The organism is Priestia iocasae (assembly GCF_016909075.1).
In the GTDB taxonomy this organism is placed as follows: Bacteria; Bacillota; Bacilli; order Bacillales; family Bacillaceae_H; genus Priestia; species Priestia iocasae.
Genome location: NZ_JAFBFC010000002.1, coordinates 56,811 through 77,075 on the forward strand (window position 1 = coordinate 56,811; position 20,265 = coordinate 77,075).

At 41.2% G+C, this 20,265-nt stretch carries 16 protein-coding genes; all 16 read right to left on the reverse strand.

Annotated elements, in window-relative coordinates; all coding sequences use genetic code 11:
- Nucleotides 1–207: 207 nt before the first annotated feature.
- The 16 genes from JOC83_RS05470 to acnA all read right to left on the reverse strand — a co-directional run bounded on the left by JOC83_RS05470 (nucleotide 208) and on the right by acnA (nucleotide 20,263).
- A complete protein-coding gene (locus JOC83_RS05470) occupies nucleotides 208–2,523 on the reverse strand; it encodes a glycerophosphodiester phosphodiesterase family protein (RefSeq protein ID WP_205185005.1) in 2,316 nt (771 codons plus the stop codon).
- A 288-nt stretch (nucleotides 2,524–2,811) separates the two neighbouring features.
- On the reverse strand, nucleotides 2,812–3,147 hold the full coding sequence (locus JOC83_RS05475; RefSeq protein WP_205185008.1) for a tRNA-Val4: 336 nt from the start codon (nucleotides 3,145–3,147) through the stop codon (nucleotides 2,812–2,814).
- A 20-nt stretch (nucleotides 3,148–3,167) separates the two neighbouring features.
- Nucleotides 3,168–3,743: an EndoU domain-containing protein gene (locus JOC83_RS19965; RefSeq protein WP_239583377.1), complete on the reverse strand. Its 576-nt coding sequence runs from the start codon at nucleotides 3,741–3,743 to the stop codon at nucleotides 3,168–3,170.
- A 238-nt stretch (nucleotides 3,744–3,981) separates the two neighbouring features.
- Nucleotides 3,982–4,311 carry a hypothetical protein gene (locus tag JOC83_RS05485; protein WP_205185011.1) on the reverse strand — a complete coding sequence of 110 codons (330 nt, stop codon included), beginning with the start codon at nucleotides 4,309–4,311 and terminating at the stop codon, nucleotides 3,982–3,984.
- Nucleotides 4,312–4,635: 324 nt separating this feature from the next.
- Nucleotides 4,636–5,019, reverse strand: coding sequence for a hypothetical protein (locus JOC83_RS05490; RefSeq protein WP_205185014.1), 384 nt, complete (start codon nucleotides 5,017–5,019; stop codon nucleotides 4,636–4,638).
- A gap of 14 nt (nucleotides 5,020–5,033) precedes the next feature.
- Nucleotides 5,034–5,666, reverse strand: coding sequence for a hypothetical protein (locus JOC83_RS05495; protein ID WP_205185018.1), 633 nt, complete (start codon nucleotides 5,664–5,666; stop codon nucleotides 5,034–5,036).
- A gap of 484 nt (nucleotides 5,667–6,150) precedes the next feature.
- Nucleotides 6,151–6,660: an ankyrin repeat domain-containing protein gene (locus JOC83_RS05500; RefSeq protein ID WP_205185022.1), complete on the reverse strand. Its 510-nt coding sequence runs from the start codon at nucleotides 6,658–6,660 to the stop codon at nucleotides 6,151–6,153.
- Between the two features lie 22 nt (nucleotides 6,661–6,682).
- Nucleotides 6,683–8,725, reverse strand: coding sequence for a T7SS effector LXG polymorphic toxin (locus JOC83_RS05505; RefSeq protein ID WP_205185025.1), 2,043 nt, complete (start codon nucleotides 8,723–8,725; stop codon nucleotides 6,683–6,685).
- A 222-nt stretch (nucleotides 8,726–8,947) separates the two neighbouring features.
- Nucleotides 8,948–9,922 carry a quinone oxidoreductase family protein gene (locus JOC83_RS05510; RefSeq protein ID WP_205185027.1) on the reverse strand — a complete coding sequence of 325 codons (975 nt, stop codon included), beginning with the start codon at nucleotides 9,920–9,922 and terminating at the stop codon, nucleotides 8,948–8,950.
- Between the two features lie 38 nt (nucleotides 9,923–9,960).
- Nucleotides 9,961–11,247, reverse strand: a complete 1,287-nt coding sequence (locus JOC83_RS05515) for an MDR family MFS transporter (RefSeq protein WP_275580411.1) — start codon at nucleotides 11,245–11,247, stop codon at nucleotides 9,961–9,963.
- Between the two features lie 34 nt (nucleotides 11,248–11,281).
- Nucleotides 11,282–12,475 carry an ATP-grasp domain-containing protein gene (locus tag JOC83_RS05520; protein WP_205185031.1) on the reverse strand — a complete coding sequence of 398 codons (1,194 nt, stop codon included), beginning with the start codon at nucleotides 12,473–12,475 and terminating at the stop codon, nucleotides 11,282–11,284.
- A 35-nt stretch (nucleotides 12,476–12,510) separates the two neighbouring features.
- Complete coding sequence (locus JOC83_RS05525) at nucleotides 12,511–13,701, reverse strand: ATP-grasp domain-containing protein (protein WP_205185034.1); 1,191 nt, start codon at nucleotides 13,699–13,701, stop codon at nucleotides 12,511–12,513.
- A gap of 16 nt (nucleotides 13,702–13,717) precedes the next feature.
- Complete coding sequence (locus tag JOC83_RS05530; protein WP_205185036.1) at nucleotides 13,718–15,067, reverse strand: LLM class flavin-dependent oxidoreductase; 1,350 nt, start codon at nucleotides 15,065–15,067, stop codon at nucleotides 13,718–13,720.
- A gap of 36 nt (nucleotides 15,068–15,103) precedes the next feature.
- Entirely contained in the window at nucleotides 15,104–16,117 is a 1,014-nt protein-coding gene (locus tag JOC83_RS05535; RefSeq protein ID WP_205185038.1) for a mandelate racemase/muconate lactonizing enzyme family protein, read from the reverse strand.
- Nucleotides 16,114–17,568, reverse strand: a complete 1,455-nt coding sequence (locus tag JOC83_RS05540; RefSeq protein WP_205185040.1) for a DUF6025 family protein — start codon at nucleotides 17,566–17,568, stop codon at nucleotides 16,114–16,116. Before JOC83_RS05540 ends, JOC83_RS05535 begins: the two co-directional genes overlap by 4 nt.
- The gene (acnA, locus tag JOC83_RS05545; protein ID WP_205185042.1) at nucleotides 17,549–20,263 is read right to left on the reverse strand and encodes an aconitate hydratase AcnA; all 2,715 of its coding nucleotides are present in this window, start codon (nucleotides 20,261–20,263) and stop codon (nucleotides 17,549–17,551) included. Before acnA ends, JOC83_RS05540 begins: the two co-directional genes overlap by 20 nt.
- Nucleotides 20,264–20,265: the final 2 nt, after the last annotated feature.

Here is a 20,265-nt window from a genome sequence, read left to right on the forward strand (position 1 = left end):
ATTACCTCTTCATAGTGTGTATAAAAGCGAAGCCGCTATGCTACGTGAGAAAATCAATTTCTGCTCTGCCTTCACGATTCAAACAAAAAAGCTGCGTCAACGAAGCAACACCACCTCGTTTGACACAGCTCTTATTGCTGAAAGTCCGTTTTATAGAGAAAAAAGACATTGCATCCATTCGTCCTTTTTCTCTTTTATGTTCTTGTTTTACTCAGTAATCGTTACTTCAATCGGCTCTGATACGATGTTCCACTGTTTTCCGACCATGTCAAACGTGTGCTTAGCGAACACATAGACCGTACCTGGTTCGTTTGCTTGAATCGTTTCACCGTTAATTGTGACCTTTGTTTCTCCGTCTTTTACAAACAGGGTCGTTGGTAATTTTTCCGTTTTAGCTTCACGGTAATTGACAAGTGATTTGGCTTTGATGGTTGTGGACTTCCCGACTTGTAGCTTCACCTTCTTTTTAGGAATCTCTAAACGGATCGGTGCATCGGTTAGCCATTGCACGTAGTCGGTAATCGGCCCGATAACACCCGCTTCTAGGGCATCACCAAACGGCTCTTCTGCTCGGAATGTCCAATGCATGTTTAAAAAGCCGCGCTGACGCATGTATTGAATGAACTCTGGCGAAAGGCTGCCATAGCTTGCATTCAACGACGCATTCATACTCGCTCCGTACTGCATCATTTGTTGCGCTTTTTGTAGTCGCTGATCTGTCGTACTTGGAACCGCGGAGGAATACAAGTAGCCGGTTCCGACTTCGCGATTTAACTCTCGAATGGTACGAATGTGATTGGAGTTAAAGCTTTGTAAAAGAACGTGATCAATCATGCCTGCTGCTTCGATTTCGTTCATCACTTGCTTTTCAAGGCCATCTGCTTTTAACTCCACTAAAAGCACCACATCTTTTCCTTTAAACTCGGCTAAAAACTCTTCAAACGTCGGCACCTTTTCACCCGCAAATTCTGGACCGAACTTCACTCCAGCATCTAACGCGCGAATTTGCTCAAGCGTTAACTCCTTCACGGCACCCGTTCCATTTGTCGTGCGGTCCACCGTGTAATCGTGCATCACGACTACCTTTCCGTCCTTTGTCATATGAAGATCCGTTTCAATCAGGTCAGCACCTAATTCGTATGCTTTACGGTAGGACACCATCGTGTTTTCTGGAGTAATCGACGGAACTCCTCGATGAGCGGCAACGATTGGACGCTGCGCAAGCGTATTTTCTGGGTATTGACTTAACGCTTCGATGGGTGCAGCTGGTTTCGTCGTCATCACTGCATCGACACCCGCATGAATCAATGTATGTGCCCCTTTTACGTCATCTGCTCCGATCCCCCACACCGAAATGGCACGGCTATGTAAATAATGAACGTTTTTCGCATTTGCGTGCTTTTCAGGTAACACCGCTACCTTTGCACCACTGTCATTCATCTGTCTGACGAAGCGAGCGAGATCTTGCTTGTTCAATGAAGACTTGCTGTACAGTAAAGCTCCTCGTGCAGTTTTGACGATGCTGCGCAGCTCTTTTAAAACGCTTGGATTGCTTGACACAATCTGCACATCCTGCGTTTGTGTTTCCTTTATGACCCCGGCAAGTCCTTCAAGATTCGCTGCTTCTTCAACGTGAATCACTGGAATGAACGCACCTTTTATACTCGTTAGCTTTTCAGTAAGTGATACTCCATCTACGGTCCACTCGCCATTTTTAAACGCTACTGGCAACAGTGCCGATGACACCCCTTCTTCTGTCGCTCCTTGTGAAATAATGGTCGGAGCGTTCACAATGTTCGTTGTCGCTTCTTTTGGTAAAAATGCCGTTGTTTTCTCTAATGGTGGCAGTGATTCGTTATACTCACTTAGCTTAACATGATCAAATTCAACCGTTGATCCGCTTGCTTGAAAGCCAACGTCTCCTTTTGTCCAAGCAGTCGCTTGATCGGTATCAATGATTAGTTCATCATTAATAAACTGCTGAACACGGTTGCCGCTTGCGATGACTTTTACGCGATACGTTTTGCCAAACGCCATGTTTTCATGATAAAAGTTCGCATCCGGCACGACCCATTTATTGCTTTCATTGCGAATCGCAAATTCCACACCGTTTAACGAAGACGTTCCTCGTCGCATCGCAGATTGATAGTACGGATACGAATTGGGCTGAACGCGGTACATAAGAGAAGCCCAGCGGCTATCTTCGACTACGCTCTGAAACGTCATATCTGCTTCAAACACATAATTTCCCGATGATTGCTCCACTGGAATAACAACGCGCGTAGGCTTTGACGTGGCTGTTGATGTTAACACAAGCTTTCCATCCACGACTTTCGCATCTCCCTCGACTAGCTTCCACCCTGCTGGAAGCTGTCCATTTGACAGCTGATCAAACGTTTCTTCTATTATTGAAGCTTGTCCAGTCGCTTGCACATTTGTTAGCCCCTCGATTGGTGTCATCCATACACTTCCAAGCAAACTAACCGACAACATAGCGACTGCAACTTTTTTTGACTTTCTCATCCTTACGACCCCTTTAGTATGTAAGTGAAACACGTTGACTGAATCTCATGAAAAGACTGTGGTTTCCTGTACAACACGTTACCGAAAGATGGTAAAAGTTGTATGACAACGGTGCTAAGAAATTGTAAAGGGAGAAAAAGGGGTCGAAAGTCGGAGTGATGGTGAGAGAGGGGGCATGTTATAGATAGGTGCATTAGGAGGTGTCACTGTGATCATCATTTAAAACAGAAACAAAAGTGACAACCAACTATCATTACAATAGTCAGTTGTCACTGTGACCGTATTTTCTCAATCTTCAATTACCTCTACTATTTTCTCTTTCCATATTAACATCAACTCTAAAAATTCCTCAGTTTCTAATGTACTCTCAAAGGGCTCATCAATTCGATAATGATGCTCAGCTATTGTCACGTTTTTCTTTATATTTATACTTGTAGCATTCAACGTGATTTCAAAGTCTTCATACTCTCCTTCTAAAACCTTCTTAACATATCCAATATACTCATCCGCTTCTTCTTCTGTTGAAATATCCTCAAAAACATCGGAGAAAACACTTAATTTTTCCGGTAGTATTATTCTCGTGATACCAAATGGATCTTTCTTAAATTCATATGAATATCTCATATTGTTTATCACCTTCTATGCTATTTATTATATAAAGGATAAGCTGTAGCTATTGAACCATCCTTATTCAAGAACATTTCTATTTTAATCCCTGTTGAAGTGTTACCTATATACTTGTTAGAACCTATCTGTTTTTTATTTTGATAGGCTTCATCAATAACCTTTAACACATCTACACGATTCCATTCCTTCGGAAAGAAACTAGATTTGGCTACTTTTCTCTTCCCATCAATTTCAACTTTGGCTTCATAGACCCCATTTTTATCAGGCACTTTCTCGGTTCCAGGAACAATATTTCCACCCATCATACTCTCATGGTGATATCCAACTGCTTTCCCACGTCTATTAATTTCCCCATGATAGATATGTTTCATGGTACCTGTACTATACTTCCGCTCAACACTCTTCTCTATATACCGAACCCCATCCTTCAACGTAACCGTCTCAAATCCAAATCCCATTTGTGAGTTGCCTGCTGTTTGGAACACACGCACCCGAACTGGAATTGGGGTATCCCCTAACTTGTTGAAGAATTTCTTTACGTATTCAGCTGCTCCTTGGTACGTTCGTTGAGCTGATTGCTGAAGGGGTTTCATCACGCGCTATACGGCGTATGTACTCAGTACGTTTCGCATGTCGCTTTAAAAAGGCTATTGTTTCACAACTAGTAAAAGCCTTCTATCTTTCATTACATTTGCCAATAAAAAACCTTGAAGGGCTTTTATATTAGCCAATCAAGGTTTAGAATTCATTTAAGCAATTTAAATTTTTCCTTTTATGAAATCCTGCGGAATGTAAATTTCATTTAGCTGTTTTTTTATACTCTACTCTTTTTTAATTATCACCTAAAATTCTATCATCTAGCTTTTCTCTATCTTCGGCTATTTGTTCATACGAATTAATAAGGTTACTAAGATAATCAATCTGAACCTCTCTATCATCTTGAAACAAATGTATTGTAGCACCCTTACTTATTAAAGCCTCCATTGTTTTCTTAAAATCTTTTAATGCATCTGTATCAAAATAATCACATTCTAGTACTACTTTATTATCTTCTATATTTTTTTTAATATCTTGAATGCTTGCTCCATTATTCTGTCTGATAATAGATACATAATTTAATTTATTGGAATCATTATCAATTTTTAATTTCATCTTTACCATGAAATTTCACCTCCCTAAAAGTCTTTAATTGGTATTATAGGCTCACCTGGAATATTTTATCGCCACGAGCTTTGTCAATCTCGTTAGTTTGTCAACCATTCCATATCATAACTATTCCTGCCATGTAAAATGTCGCCTCGCCTAATTATCGTACTTGTCACACTATCTGAGTATTAAAACCAAACTCCATGATGGTACTACCTTCATGAGCTCTCGATTCTCAAACAAAACATTTTCTTATTGTCTCACTCAAATATCAGGTGATTTAATATAATTTAATGTAAAAAACCTTGAAAGGCACTAAGCCAATCAAGGTTCAACATATCACCTAATAAAATCAACGCTTAATCTATCCACCCGAATTTGTACATTTTGATTATGAAGATATCCATAGTCGAAAAGAAATTCACTATCTACCTCAAATAATATGCCTGCGTCTATAGTACCATTATCAATATTCAAGGTACCTCTAATAAAATACGAAAAACTATCTCCTATCTGTTCAATACCTTTTTCATCTGAACCATTCTTAGAAATTACGAAATCATCAAGTATAGCCAATTCCATTTCAACTTGGTACTGTCCTCCTTGAATTATCTCAAAAGGACAGTGATTGATAAAAGCAACTAATCTTTGTCCATTAATTTCAAGTACAGCTTCTTCTTCAATTAAAGGACTTAATTCAATTAATCTTGCAGTATATTGCATGAAAGGTTATCTCCTTATTCCATAGGGTTAATTGTCTTATCCCGTTTATTGTTATTTAGCAATTTCCATAAATCCTCACCGCGTTTCACATGATACGTTGTAACATTACCATTGGCATTTGTTCCTACAAACTCAAATTTTGCTTCCCCCTTACGAGAGTTACCCATAAACTTCACGTAACCTGTTCGAGTTTCACCTTTATATTGATACCCTACTTTTGTGCCACTGCTCATAACATCCCTAGCACCTTGCATATATTGATCTGCATTATTATAAGCACCATGGAATTCATTGTTTTTAACTGCATGTTTTTCAAAATGAGACTCTAGTAAATCTCTAGAAGCAAAATTCTTATTAGCAAAGTTACCCGTACCCTTCCCAACACTCTTCTCTATATACCGAACCCCATCCTTCAACGGAACCGTCTCAAACCCAAATCCCATTTGTGAGTTACCTGCTGTTTGGAACGCACGAACCCGTACTGGGACTGGGGTATGACCTAACTTGTTAAAGGATTTCTTTACGTAGTCAGTTGCTCCTCGGTACGTTCGTTGAGCTGATTGCTGAAGGGGTTTCATCACGCGCTGGACGGCGTATGTACTCAGTACGTTTCGCATGTCGCTTAGCTTTTGGGAGCCTTTCGCCACGGCTTTTGCTCCTGCCTCAAACGTTCAACTTCTCACCCTCCCGTTACAGTAATTTTAATTTTCGTAACGCTTTTTAACGAATAGCGAGTAGTATACGACCGCCTCTAGTAAAAATACAATCCAATTTTTGTCTACTCTGTTGCGAAACTAGTAACCTTCTTACGTAAGCTACCGTTTATCACCACGAGCTTTGTCATTCTCGTTAGTTTTTGGATGTGGCAGTATCATAGTCATCTCGCCTAATTATCGTATTATTTTCACAAACCAAGTATTAAAACAAAATGCCTTGATAATACAACCATCATGAGTTATGAATTTCATTAATGCATCATCTATGTTGACCAAGATCTAAAACTTTAATAAAAACACCTGTTGCTCAAAAGGCAACCAGGTGCTTTATTAATGATTCAATTTTTAATCTCATCTCTAAACTGCTGAGCATATTAATTTCAAAATTCTCAGGCTACGGGTCTACATTAATTTTTTATTCTTTTTCCTCCATCTTCTCCTTTAAATATTCAGCGATTTCTGTTTGCCCAAATTGTCTAGCGTATTCATATGCATCCATATTCTTAATATTCTCTCCAGTATATCTAATTGAAATATCTATTCCTTTTTCAACTAGAAACTCAGCTACTTCTTTATGGCCGCCATAAATAGCTCCAAATAACGGATTTCTTTTTGCTAAGCTCACATCTAATTCTGCACCATTCTCTATTAAATACTTTACTATCTCCATATGGCCCTCTCCAGCAGCCACTCTTAAAGAAGAAGCGTCAAAGATATCACCTTTTGTATTAACATCAATTCCTTTATGGACTAGATATTCTACTATTCTAAGATGTCCTTTCTTTGCTGCAACATGTAACCACGTACCAAATGGTGTCATTGAATGTAAAGATTCTGGATTATCGTCTATTAAACACTTTACCTCATTAATATCACCAACCTTAATAGCATTTCTTATAGTTTTATTTAAACTTTTTTCATCCATAATATTACCTCCAATATTCCTGCTATCTTGTACTAGCTATGTCTCCTAAATCTTCAAGCGCTTCAACAATATCATCAAAGTCACCGCCCATTTCTTCAATAGCCTTTAATCGATTAACTACTAACTCTAGAGCATCAAGACTATGTTGTCCTACTACGGCATTTGGTGCCCAGACAAGGTTTTCTTCCCCAATTATTGGATCTATCCCATAACTTCTTAATATTTCCTGACCTTCTCGAACCAGTTCTTGCTGCTTCTGACCAAGACCTTTTTTAAATAGAATATGATGTGCATGAGGATTTATCATAGCAGAAGGTGGGTCACCTATTAGTCCCCTGAGATACTTACCAAAATCCATTTTAATTAATGATTCATCATACTCTTTAGTAATGCCTAAATCAGACATCTTTTTTCTAATCTCAGACAACTCATCTACACTAAAAGTATTATTTTGAATAGCATTTTTAAGCTTATTCATCTTTGTGGCATTGACACTACCAGCCTCGACTATATCATCAAGATAATTGCTTACAGTGTTACCCGCACCCTTCCCAACACTCTTCTCTATATACCGAACCCCATCCTTCAACGTAACCGTCTCAAACCCAAATCCCATTTGTGAGTTGCCTACTGTTTGGAACACACGAACCCGGACTGGGACTGGGGTATCACCTAACTTGTTGAAGGATTTCTTTACGTAGTCAGCTGCACTTCGGTACGTTCGTTGAGCTGATTGCTGAAGGGGTTTCATCACGCGCTGGACGGCGTATGTACTGAGTACGTTTCGCATGTCGCTTAGCTTTTGGGAGCCTTTTGCGACGGCTTTTGCTCCTGCTTCACCTACTTGGCGTGCGTACCTCGATGACAATGCACCTGCTCCGGCGATACCGAGTGATTGGAAGAGGCTTGCTTGGCGCTGTTCATCTGAGATGGTGTTGCCAAACATGTCTTTACCCGTCGTATATTCGTATAGACCGTTTGTTAAAACAAGACCGTAGAGTCCTTTTTCCGCTTTGCCTAAAATGTTGAATCCTTGCGTGGTTTTATAGGCATCTAGCGCATGGTTGGCAGCATTGACTCCTTTTGCCGTTGAATAAATGGCTTTTCCACCTTTAAAGGCTCGTCCGGCCCAGCCGATGATTGGAATGAAACCGGCTGCAGCCATTGCGCCTGCGGTGGTGCGTTGGGATGTAGAAAGTTTTGCACCTGTGATAGGATCGATGCCTTCGGTTGCTCTTTTATAATCATAATATCCGGTGATCTCTCCTGTAAAGGTGGTGACCGCATCCCATGATTTTTCGTACCACGGCTTGTTCGCTTCGATCTCGGCTTGTTTTTCAAGCTCGTAGACGTCTTTTTCTTGCTTTTTGTAGTCAACGTACTGTAGAGACTGTTCATGAAGCGCTTTTTGCACGCTGTAGAGCTCACTTGCTTTGTACGCTTGTTCGTCGAATGCCATTTGATAGGTGGTGCCGCCTTGACTTGACTCTTGTAGCAAGCTTTGAACGTGCGCTTGAAGCACCATAAAAAGCGGTTCAAGTCCCGTGTACTCTGCCACCCAATTCGCATCTAGCTGCTCGACCGCTTCTACCGTTTCACGTCGCTTTTTCTCCGCGTGATCCATCTGCTCGTCAAACGCTTCTTTTGAAAACACCGAAAGCGGGACGAGGTCTGAAATCGAGTGAAAAATCCCTTGCAGCGCTTCATGCTGCTGAGCGACCATGTCTTTGCTTCGCTGTAACGAGTTCGTGACATCTTGTTCCACAAACGGCACCGTTACAACCGTATTCCCTGAAAGGTTTGCTTGATCTGCTTGCTCGTCCATATTTTGAAAAAAGTGCTTGTAGTTGCCGATGACATCTTGCCATAACGTCACCACATCCACATGACGGCGATAAAAGGCTTTAATGTTGTCCGCACCCTGTCCTTGAAAGTCATCTCCCAAGTCCGCCATCCCTTGAAGAGTTTGTTTTAATGTAGATAATTGTTGTTCGAGTTCTTCATATGCGTTCACTCGTTCCTTCGCTGCGCTCATTAATGTAGAAGATTCATAGATTTTCTCCATGTCACGCCCTCTTTTATATGAATTGTATGAAATGACACTTTACATATTTTAGTATAAAAGTGACAGAGATCGAGCTATATAGGATTTTTTTCCTTTTTTCAACTGAGAAAGAAGACGGTCACTAGACCAAAAGACTTATCATCCACGCATTCTCCACAACCAAAAAAGGCCATGTTTATAAACATGACCTTTCTGATAAACAAGATGCTAGAAAGGAGCCAATTACTCACTCATATTTAATAGAATTTTACCTGTATAACGTCTACTTTCCATTAAACGATGGGCTTCTGCTGCTTCACTCAATGGAAACTCTGCGCCTACATTGATTTTCACACTGCCATTTGCTAGATAACTTAAAATATCTTGAGAGATCTCTTTTAATAAATGCGGCTTCTTTTTACGAGTCGTTCCTAAGCTAAATCCTAGAACGGAGCGACAGCTTGCATGCAACTGATTCGTTTTAAATGCGCCTGCCTCTCCTCCTGTGTTGCCAAAATGAACGAGTCGTCCATAAGGAGCTAAACAATTCATGCTTTCTTCGGCTATTTTGCCTGAAATCGAGTCAAGAATAAGATCTGCTCCTTCTCCTTCTGTAAGCTCCTGTACTTTTTCGGTAAAGTGGTCATATGTACATACGTCACTTGCTCCTGCTTCAAGAACCGTTGAGAACTTACTTTCATCTCCAACTGTACCGATTATTTTTCCCGCACCCAATTGTTTAGCAAATTGAATAGCGGTTGTCCCTACACCACCAGCGGCTGAATGAATTAACACGGTGTCACCGCGTTCGATTCTGCCAATATCTTTAATTAATTTATAAGATAAAAAAGAAACAATAGGACTAGCAGCGGCTGTTGTCATATCGATTTCGTCTGGTAAAGCATACGTTAGTTCCTCTTTGGCAATGACATACTGTGCGTACGATCCGTTTTTAGGAAATGCCATGACTCTTTGTCCAACGTTTAACTCTTTTACACCTGGTCCTATTTGTTCAATAACACCAGCTGCATCTAACCCTAAGAGTAAGGGGAAATTCCCTTTTGCTTTCTTGCCCGTACGATTTTTAATGTCCGCATAATTGACGCTTGCTTTTTCGACACGAATGAGAACCTCTCCCTCAGCGGGTACAGGAACGTCCATACTTTTATATTGAAGTACTTCGGGTCCTCCGAAGCTTTCTAGTATAATGGCTTTCATTTGAATAACCTACCTTTCTCGCTTTTTCAGATCGATACTTAATTGACGTTTACGTTGTATGTCTGTTCATGTATGCTTCTTCTTTCGTAAATGGCTGGAATGATTGAATAGAATAGTAGTAACGCAATGATTCCTGATAGCCATACAAAGAGGCTTACATAAAGAGTAGGAAGAACACTCGCAATGTATATACCTAACGTTCCAATTAACGAGCTACCTTTCATCGCGATTCGATTCATCGCTAAATACGAGCTTCGTAAATGATCTGGGATAATATCACCTAGATAGGATTGATGGATTGGAAATGCGATCACTTCACCGATAACAGCAAAAACCATCATGCTAATCAAAATCCACGGGCTATCGCTGTAAGAAAGGACGCCGTATCCAATCACATAAAGAGCAAATCCAAAAAACAGAATTGATTTCTCATTATACTTTCGAATAAACCAGGTAGCGATAACGGAAAAGAGCACAACGCATATCGTGTTTTCAGCTCTTAAAATCCCTAACAATTCAATTCCATCCATCTTCCATTGAAAAGGATGCAGCACACGTTCACTAATATCACGTTCCAACCTTATCGATATAAAGTTTGTAAGATGGGCTTCTAGTGAAAACAACAACGTAGACGATAAAACAAATAGAATAAAAATCCGATCTCGTACTACTTCTTTGTAATTCTGTAACAATCCTTTTACTTCATTTAATTTTTTATTGCCGTCTCCGTTTTTAGCTGCCCCTTCTTTTGGAAAGTACGTTTCCGTAATAAAAAAGAGCGTAATGAGGGTAGACACGATACTCGCTATACTTAAAATGACAAATAAGACAAACAAGTAATCGCTAAAGAAGAGTGCACCAATCGTTCCACCTAAAGCAATCGAAAGGTTTGAAATCCAATACATCACACTGTACATGTATTTGCGTTCTTCTGATGTTGAGACATCTAATAGCATCGCTTCTGATGCCGGACTATAGAGGCCCGAGCAAACATTGTTCACCATAAAAAAGAGAAGCGTGACATAAGGCCAATCAAACCACGGTGAGTTTGAGAGTGCAAACATGATGAATGTTACGACTCGTAACGCGTCCGCTATGACCATCACTTTTTTTCTACCGACTTTATCGGCAATACTTCCTCCGAAAATACTCGCAATAAAATTAATGATGACGGCAATCGATAGAAAAACACTTGTAGCGATTGGTCCAATGGTTTTCACAAAATAAATAGCCATAAAAGGAAAAATCATATTCGTTGTCAAGGTGGTTAAAAAAATCGTGACTAACCTAAACCTAATGTTTGGATGCAATTGAAAGAAGTACATAATTCACCTAATATCCTTTATGATTTAGAAACGACTACAGTTCCCATTCACTGTTTTGCTCAAACCAAGCAGACAGTTGGTCAAATCGGTCCATGATCTCTTCTTTGCTTCGACCTTCCACAACCATAGAAGCAACAGAATCAACACTTGAAGAAGAACCTGTAAACACCGTTCCTTCAATTCCCTCTTTTATATAGCAATCTAGCACCCATTCAAACGGAATATCTTGATTCAAGGAAAGCAATTTCCCCTTTTTCGGTGGAAGAATGATCCACCCTCCTAATAACGCTTTCTTTGGCTGGATATCAATAGCCGCCCCGCATTGTGCTCTAATCGACTCACTTAAAATATCAACGCCTTTTGTGAGCTCTAAGCACTCTGGAACCATTCCTCCTCCGACTCGAGATGCAATTTCACAAAGCACAATGTCATCGGTTGGCGTGTGAAAAAATTCCGCATGAAAAGCAATCGCATGCTCTGGAGTAGGTAAATGAGATAAGACCGTTAACGTTTCTGCATTTAACCGCTCAAACATAGGGTCGTCTTCTGTTAACATGATCGACGCAAGGTATTTTTCGTCTTGAAACGCTAAGCAGCCATTTACATAAATCGATGGATGAGAGAATAATAACCTTCCATTCTCGTATAAACCGTCTACGTGATACATCTCTCCAACGATTAAGGTTTCAGCCATTAAGTCATGACCAATTCCCTTTTTCAACAGTTCGTCATAAGCAGATTGACCTCTAATAATTTGAACACCAACAGAACCGGCTCCATCAATAGGCTTAATAACAAATGGGAAGCCAAATTCCTCTTGAAACTTCATTAAATCAAACACGTGTCGAATTCGTTTGAACGCAGGCGTTTTAACGACAGATTGTAGCCTTTTTTTCATTTCATACTTATCTCGAAATAAAATCGCGCTCTCACTACTTTGTCCCGTAACCCCTAAATAATCACGAATATAGCCCGCTTTCACCAAATCAAATTCATGAGTTGCGACTACTTTATCAATCTTCTCTTGTTGATGAAGCTGAACAATATACGAGTAGATGGAATCATTATGTTCAAAGTCTTCAAAGCCGACTGTATGGGTAAACATTTCTTTGTAGGCATCAACATGCTTATCTTTTGTAAGGAAAATCGGTTCTACTTCTAAATCGCCGAGTGCTCTTTCATAATTTACTCGCTTCGGAGAAAACTGATTAATTATGACGGTTCTCATTGCGTATTCCTCCCCTGTTCGCATCATTCTCTCTTTTACTTTTCAAGCCATTTCGTTTGTTGATCAAACCATTCAGCTAAGGATTCAATTCGCTGTTTTACTTCTTGTTCATCTTTTCCTTTTACTAAAAAGGTCGCAATGTTATCTAGGCTACTACCGGCTCCTCCATATCGGTCACCTGCACGAGCGTAGATTTCATATTGAGTGACCCACTCTTCGTTGCATTCAGAAGGAAGCTCTAAAAGCAGCCCCTTTTTCGCAGGTACTAAAAGAAAGCCACTATGAACGAGAGGCGCATGCAGCGCTCTTGGTAACGAGACATCTATTCCACATTGGGCTTGGACACTGACTTTTGTTAAATCGATGTCAAAGGCTTGCTGAATCGTTTCTGCGATGTATCCTCCACCTCGTCGACATGCAATCTCACAAAAAACGAGTTGCTCGTCTGGCGTCACAAACACTTCTGCATGATAAGCGATATGTTCTGGTGTCGGTAAGGCATGCAGCACTTGCTTCACAAAGGCATTCAACTTCATGGTTAAGAGATTCTCTGCATCTAACAAATAGCTTCCATTAAATGTGCCCGCTTGATGTGATAAGCAGCCGTTCATGTATTTAGACGGCCAGCTGAATGCCACCTCACCATTTATAAAAAGGCCATCGATATGATACATGTCACCTTCGATAAATGCTTCCACTTCTAAGTTTGTAAGGTTGGTTTTACGAACGAATTCGTATAGCTGATCGTCATGATCAATTTTTGTGACGCCCTCTGACCCAGAACCGTCAATGGGCTTCACAATAATCGGAAACCCATTATTTTGCACAAATTCATACAAATCAATGGCCGAGTCAATTTCTCTATATGTCGGGACGGCGATGTTTGTTTTTTCTAGGATGTTCTTCATGACTACTTTGTTTCGAAAAGCAAGCGCACTTTCTGAGCTTTGACCTTTAATGCCAACAAAGTCTCTAATTTTGGCAGCTCGATAAATATCGTACTCTGACGTTGCTACGATCGTGTGATAGTGGTGCTTTTCATGTAACTGAGCCGCTTTTAACTCAATACATCCGTTCACCTCATAGTCCTCATATCCTTCTACAAAAGCGGCTTGTACATTGGGCGCTCTCTTTGAAGTGGTGAGAACGAGTAGCTCCTCCTCTAACGGCTCTAGCCATGAATGAAAAGGATAAGGAGCGTTTCGATTTAAAATTAAAATACTCATCGTTTACGTTTCCCCCTTATATCTTGACAGGATGACTAGAAGGATGAGCTGGCTTAACAAGCCCTAAATTCTCTCTAAGCGTCGTGCCTTCATATTCCGTTCGAAATAACCCACGGCGCTGCAGCTCTGGAACGACTAAATCCACAAAATCATGCAAACCTCCTGGTAAATAAGGTGGCATAATATTGAAGCCATCCGCTCCTTTATGAACAAACCATTCCTCTAGCTCATCTGCGATATCGGTAGGTGTGCCAATAATGGCTTTATGTCCTCTCGCACCCGCAACCGACATATAAAGCTGACGAATCGTTAAGCCTTTTTTCATCGCTTCTTCATATACTAATTGTTGACGGCTTGTACTTCCTTGCGTTTCAGGCAGTTCAGGTAACGGGCCATCTACTGGATAACCGGAGATATCAACATCACCTAGTAAGCCCGTTAATAATCCTAACCCTACAACTGGATCAATTAATTCTTGTAGCGATTCATACTTCTCATTAGCTTCTTCTCTTGTTCGCCCTACCATCGGGAAAACACCTGGCATGACGACAACCTCGTGAGGATTTCGCCCGATGCGTTCAGCTTGTGATTTAATGCTTGTATAAAAGGCTTGCGCTTGATCTAAAGACTGATGCGCCGTAAAGATAACCTCTGCCCATTTCGCAGCAAAAGCTTGACCATCCGCTGACGAACCTGCTTGAACAATGACAGGATGCCCTTGTGGAGGTCGAGCAATATTGAGCGGACCTTTCACAGAGAAGAACTCGCCCTTATGATTTAAAATATGAAGCTTCGAAGGATCAAAGAATCTGCCGGATTGCTTGTCATATAAAAACGCGTCATCCTCCCAGCTTCCCCATAATCCATGAGCGACTTCCATAAACTCTCCCGCACGTCGATAGCGCGTCGCATGATCAGGCTGTTGATCCAAGTTAAAATTTTGCGCTTCCGCATCTGTCACAGACGTCACAACATTCCAGCCTGATCGACCGTTACTTAAGTGATCTAATGAAGCAAATTTTCGTGCAAGATGAAACGGTTCATTATACGTCGTACTTGCCGTTGCGGTTAAGCCAATATGTTTGGTGGTAACAGCTAAAGCTGATAGCAACGTAATCGGTTCAAAATGCACCATTCTTCCTTGCCTGCTTAATTCATCTTCATTTTTATAATGCGTTCGAACACCGTTACCATCTGAGAGAAAGATCATATCAAACTTTCCTCGTTCAGCGGTTTGAGTAATATTTAGGTAATGCTCAAAGTCATGCCCTCCATTTGGCACAGACTCAGGGTGACGCCAAGCAGCTACATGATGACCAGGTGCAGGCAAAAAAGCACCAAGTTTCATTTTTCTTGATTCAACCATGCTCTCTTCTCCTTTGTATGTATTCTACATGTATTTTTATCGATTCAACGAAACGCCAAGTCCTGGGGAATCTGATAACAGAACCGTTCCTTCTTCAATCCCAACGCCTTTAAACAGGTCGTTGACGATGTCAACATGACCATCAAAGTCGACATAATCGGCTAAGCCCGCTAAGTTAGCGATAGCCGAAACACCTAACACACTCTCCGTCTTGCACCCTAGCATCACTTCAAACCCAAGATGCTTCGCGAAACGAATCATAGACAGCGCGGTGTCGAGTCCTTTGCATTTAATGAGTTTGATATTAATCACATCCACACAATTGACTAAACGAATGAGGTCTAAAGGCGTACAGCAATCTTCATCGGCAACAATTTTAACGGATGAGTGAGAAGACAATGCTTGTAAATCGTGTAATTGCCCAGCAGGAATGGGCTGTTCAAACAATTCCACTTCAAAACGCTCTACTAGCTTCACCGCTTCCATCGCTTCGACTACATTCAGTGAGCCGTTTCCATCAACCCAAATTCTCCCTTTGTATAACGCTCTTACTCGACCTATTGTTTGAATGTCGCTTAAGGATGTGATTTTAAATTTTAAAATAGGCCAATTTAAATGAGCCTCAACTTCTTGCAGGAGTTCGTCTTCTGGTAAAGAGCTAATCGATAGACTCGTTTGAGGAATGGATAATTGATCTAGTCCCCACAGCTTGTATAGCGGAAGGTTGGCTACCTTGCCAGCTAGATCGTGCAGCGCCATTTCCAGCGCTACACGTAAAGAAGCTGGAACACGTTCATCTGAATCGATTTCTGACATAACCAATTCTCGCTCAAAAGGCGTATGACCCTTCAATATGTCATTGCACGCTTGTTCACTCTCACTAAGAAAATCCGCCGCATTGGAGTCGACTTGAAACAAGCATGTTCCGTATCCTTCATATTCGTTCCAGTTAATCGTGATAAAAAGTTGGGTCACGTCACTTATTCGACCCCTATGACTAATAAACGGCGTTTTTAACGCTAATTTTTCTACTTCATACCGACACTTCATGCTTCTTCACCCTTTAGCTGACTCTTATGTAAAGCCGCAACAATCATACATGCTTTTTGGAACGTCAGCTCTCGAAAGCCAACCGGCTCGACTGGATGACTTGAAAACCCTGACTCTAGCTTGGTTAAGATGCCTGAACGTGGGCTGAATCGATTCAAAAAGTAGGAAGAGATGTGATGTTTCTGTTGAGCTAACCACTTCTCCACATAGCCTTCAATGCTCGTCATTAAGGACGAGTCATGATCATCTAATGCGTTCACATCTCGAAACAGCATGGCTAACAGCTCTGCATCCTTTTCATGTTTGTTCGTTGGACATAATGAAAAGATGACTGACGGCAGAAGAACAAGAAACATCGGCTTCACTTCATGCATTTGACTTGTTAACGTATCAAATATTTTTTTATAGCTTTTTCGAGTCGACTTTTCAGCAAAATATCCATTTCGAAGAGGCGGATATCCAGCCATGTCTCTCGCTCCCCAATGAACATGAGCATTCAAAACGGAAGGAGACTCTGAATCCTCTGTCACATGCGACCCTAAAATGGCAGACAAGACACCTGATAATAAGTTTGAAGCCATCGGCATCGCATTCGGCATCGTCGCAATGTTGGCGAAAAATGTTTCTCCATTTTCAACCGCATGATAAGGGAGAAGAGTAGCATCTACTAGCTCTTGTGTACTTTGGTAGTACTCATCCCCCATCTGATACCCAACACCGTCAAACGTGATCTCGGTTCGAACCATTCTTCCGTCTAGATAGACTTGATGACTCAGTAAATCTTGAAACGCTCGTCTAGCATTTCTTTCGGTTTTTGCTTCTTCTAGTAGCACAAATAGAATGTTTTTTACAACCTCTTCATGCTTTAAAACAATCGACGTTTCTAATTTAAAGGCAAAAGAAGAGACGGCCTCTAGCTTGTTCTTGTGGACTTGAACAAGTGGAAGAAATTCCCCATCGACCATTGTCTGAACGAAAGGTGTAAATAAAGGCTCTGTTCGGTCTCGCTTCACGAACTCTTCACCATTCCACGTAAAAAGCGGCAATGGAATGCGTGTTCCTTGTGAAAAAGTAGAGCCAGGCAGATACACCCAGTCACCGCTCGTTAACGCGTCATCCTCGGTTTGATTAAAGCAATACAACAATGGATAGCCGTAGTCGTTTGCACAAATGGCTTTATTAAAATCCATCATCCCTGCTCGGCCGTTTATAATTTCATCCCAATTTCCGATATGACCTGTGCGAGGTGGCTTTAGCTTTGGAATACTCATCAACTGATCTAAAAATCCACCGATCGTAACGGTTGTATGCCCGAGGTGAATCCAATCAAAGGATAGCTTTCTCTCCTTAAATTGATTCCATTTATCTTGATCAATCAATCCTAACGTTGTGATCATTTTTTCTATCTCATCGTGTGTATAGCTTGATACATTACGATTTTTTACCTTCATGTGATCCTCCTACTGTGTGTGCGTTCGCTGTTAGTAAGCTTGTGAAAACATGTTGTAAAATACCACCACTTTGATAGAATTCCAGTTCATCCTCTGTATCGATTCGAACCACCACATCAAAACTCGTCACGCGCTCATTTTCTCCAATCGCTTCAACAGAGATTATCGATTGCTTGTCTAAGTGAGCAGGAATGGTAAAATGGTACACCTCTTTGCCTGTTAAACCTAAAGTAGAGCGATTTTCGTTGTCTTTAAATTGCAAAGGAAGAACGCCCATATTAATTAAATTAGAACGATGAATGCGCTCAAAGCTTTCGGCAAGCACGGCTCGAACACCTAGTAAAGCCGTTCCTTTTGCTGCCCAATCTCTCGATGAACCCGATCCATATTCTTTGCCCGCTATAATTAGCAGAGGGGTTTGATCTTGCTCATACCTCATCGCAGCTTCATAAATGGACATCACGTCGCCAGAAGGAACGTGCGTCGTAACTCCACCCTCTCGACCAGGAACTAGCTCATTTCGTAAGCGTACGTTACTGAATGTTCCTCGTTTCATGACCTCATGATTGCCTCGTCTAGCACCAAATGTATCAAAATCTCTAGGTGACACACCGAGACTAGCTAAGTAGATGCCTGCTGGATTATCGTTTCCGATTTTTCCACCTGGTGAGATGTGATCGGTTGTAATACTATCCCCAAGTAAGGCAAGCACGCGTGCCCCATTAATCGTTGAATGAGTTGACTCACTCGTTTGTTCTAGATAGGTCGGCTTTCGTATATAAGTTGACTGAGCATCCCAAGGATAAAGAAGCGATGTTTCTTGTGAAATCTCACTCCACCTTTTATCAATCAACGCCTCATTTTTGTAAGCTTTTTGATACAGCTGAGAGCCAATGACTTCATCCATGATTTGCTTGACTTCTAGATGAGAAGGCCAAACATCCTTCATAAAAACAGGCTCACCATCAGGCGTTAACCCAATTGGTTCGGATTCTAAATCCACATTCATTCGCCCTGTTAACGCATACGCAATGACAAGCGGTGGAGAAGCAAGATAATTGGCTTTAATTAAAGGATGAATGCGTCCTTCAAAGTTTCGATTACCACTTAACACCGATGCAGCAATCAGCTCATCTCTTTCCACCCGTTCCTCGATTGATTCTTCTAAAGGACCACTGCTGCCTGAACAAGTCATACATCCATACCCGGTGTTCTGAAAGCCTAACTGATCCAAATAAAACGTCAAACCAGCAGCGTTCAAGTAATCAGAGACTACCTTTGACCCAGGAGAAAAGCTTGTTTTCACATAAGAAGGCACGCTCAAGCCTTTGTTGTACGCGTTTCTTGCTAGTAAACCAGCGGCTATGATCACAGAAGGGTTGGACGTATTCGTGCAAGACGTAATCGCCGCAATTAACAGAGAGCCGTGTGTGATGGAATCAACATCGCTATTTTCTAAACGTTCCGTTGTTACACCGTACGTCTCTTTTACATGATGCTCAAACGAAGATTTCAATTGATGAATCCCCACTCGATCTTGAGGTCGCTTAGGTCCCGCTACACTTGGAACGACCTCTGAAAGCTTGACCGTTATTTTCTTTTGATACGTAGGAACAACTCCCTCTTCGCGATACACCAATCCTTGATAGTCGTAATACTCTTTTGCGATTTCAATCAACGCTTCGTCTCTTCCCGTTTCTCTTAAATAAGAAAAGGTCTCGTCATCAATCGGAAAGTACGCACACGTTGCGCCAAATTCAGGTGCCATATTAGCGATGGTTGCTCTTTCTGGTAGTTTCAACGATTGAACACCATTACCAAAAAACTCGACAAACTGATTCACAACTCCTTCATTTCGTAGAAGCTCTGTTAAGGTTAAGACTAAATCAGTCGTTGTCACGCCAGGTCGTAGTTCGCCTTCAAGCTCTACACCGACTACGCTTGGAATCGGGAGGGTTACAGGATACCCAAGCATCACCGATTCGGCTTCGATGCCCCCTACACCCCAACCTAAAATGCCTAATGCATTAATCATTGTCGTATGACTATCCGTGCCAATGACGCTGTCTGGGATGATTTCCTTACCCTTTTCCTTGTCGTTGATTTTAATTAAGGACGCTAAAAATTCTAAATTAATTTGGTGAATGATTCCGCTACCTGGAGGAAAGATCCTCACATTCTCAAATGTTTGTTCACCCCATTTAAGAAATTGATATCGCTCCTTGTTTCGTTCATATTCTCGGTTCATATTAATCGTTAACGATTCGAAACTCCTCGATGAATCCACCTGTATCGAATGATCGACCACAATATCCGTTTGCACAACGGGATTCACTAGTTGCGGATGACCTCCGTCTTCTTTAATCGCTTCTCGTAAAGCCGCTAAGTCCGTTAATAACGGCACACCTGTGTAGTCTTGAATCACCACTCTAGAAGGATAGTATGGAATCGATACGCTTTCGCGGTGACTCTTCACACTTTCCATCACGTCGTCTAGTTGATTCGTTGAAAGGTGACCATTGGCATATGCTCTCAACTGCGATTCAATGACTAACCGAACAGAGTAAGGCAAGAAAGAGAAATCAGCTTGAAAAAATTGCTCCGCTTTCTTTAAGGAATGAATGGTGTATTCATTTCCACAAATATTGATTACTTCACTAAAATAATGGGTGGGATGTACTACCTGATTTTTCACTC

Bases quoted from the DNA above. Each gene is read 5' to 3' on its own strand.
- JOC83_RS05500 (WP_205185022.1), bottom strand. From the start codon at position 6,660: ATGGATGAAAAAAGTTTAAATAAAACTATAAGAAATGCTATTAAGGTT.
- JOC83_RS05515 (WP_275580411.1), bottom strand. From the start codon at position 11,247: ATGTACTTCTTTCAATTGCATCCAAACATTAGGTTTAGGTTAGTCACG.
- JOC83_RS05540 (WP_205185040.1), bottom strand. From the start codon at position 17,568: ATGAAGGTAAAAAATCGTAATGTATCAAGCTATACACACGATGAGATA.
- JOC83_RS05520 (WP_205185031.1), bottom strand. From the start codon at position 12,475: ATGAGAACCGTCATAATTAATCAGTTTTCTCCGAAGCGAGTAAATTAT.
- JOC83_RS05475 (WP_205185008.1), bottom strand. From the start codon at position 3,147: ATGAGATATTCATATGAATTTAAGAAAGATCCATTTGGTATCACGAGA.
- JOC83_RS05530 (WP_205185036.1), bottom strand. From the start codon at position 15,067: ATGGTTGAATCAAGAAAAATGAAACTTGGTGCTTTTTTGCCTGCACCT.
- JOC83_RS05485 (WP_205185011.1), bottom strand. From the start codon at position 4,311: ATGGTAAAGATGAAATTAAAAATTGATAATGATTCCAATAAATTAAAT.
- JOC83_RS05505 (WP_205185025.1), bottom strand. From the start codon at position 8,725: ATGGAGAAAATCTATGAATCTTCTACATTAATGAGCGCAGCGAAGGAA.
- JOC83_RS05490 (WP_205185014.1), bottom strand. From the start codon at position 5,019: ATGCAATATACTGCAAGATTAATTGAATTAAGTCCTTTAATTGAAGAA.
- JOC83_RS05470 (WP_205185005.1), bottom strand. From the start codon at position 2,523: ATGAGAAAGTCAAAAAAAGTTGCAGTCGCTATGTTGTCGGTTAGTTTG.
- JOC83_RS05510 (WP_205185027.1), bottom strand. From the start codon at position 9,922: ATGAAAGCCATTATACTAGAAAGCTTCGGAGGACCCGAAGTACTTCAA.
- JOC83_RS05535 (WP_205185038.1), bottom strand. From the start codon at position 16,117: ATGAAGTGTCGGTATGAAGTAGAAAAATTAGCGTTAAAAACGCCGTTT.
- JOC83_RS19965 (WP_239583377.1), bottom strand. From the start codon at position 3,743: ATGAAACCCCTTCAGCAATCAGCTCAACGAACGTACCAAGGAGCAGCT.
- JOC83_RS05525 (WP_205185034.1), bottom strand. From the start codon at position 13,701: ATGAGTATTTTAATTTTAAATCGAAACGCTCCTTATCCTTTTCATTCA.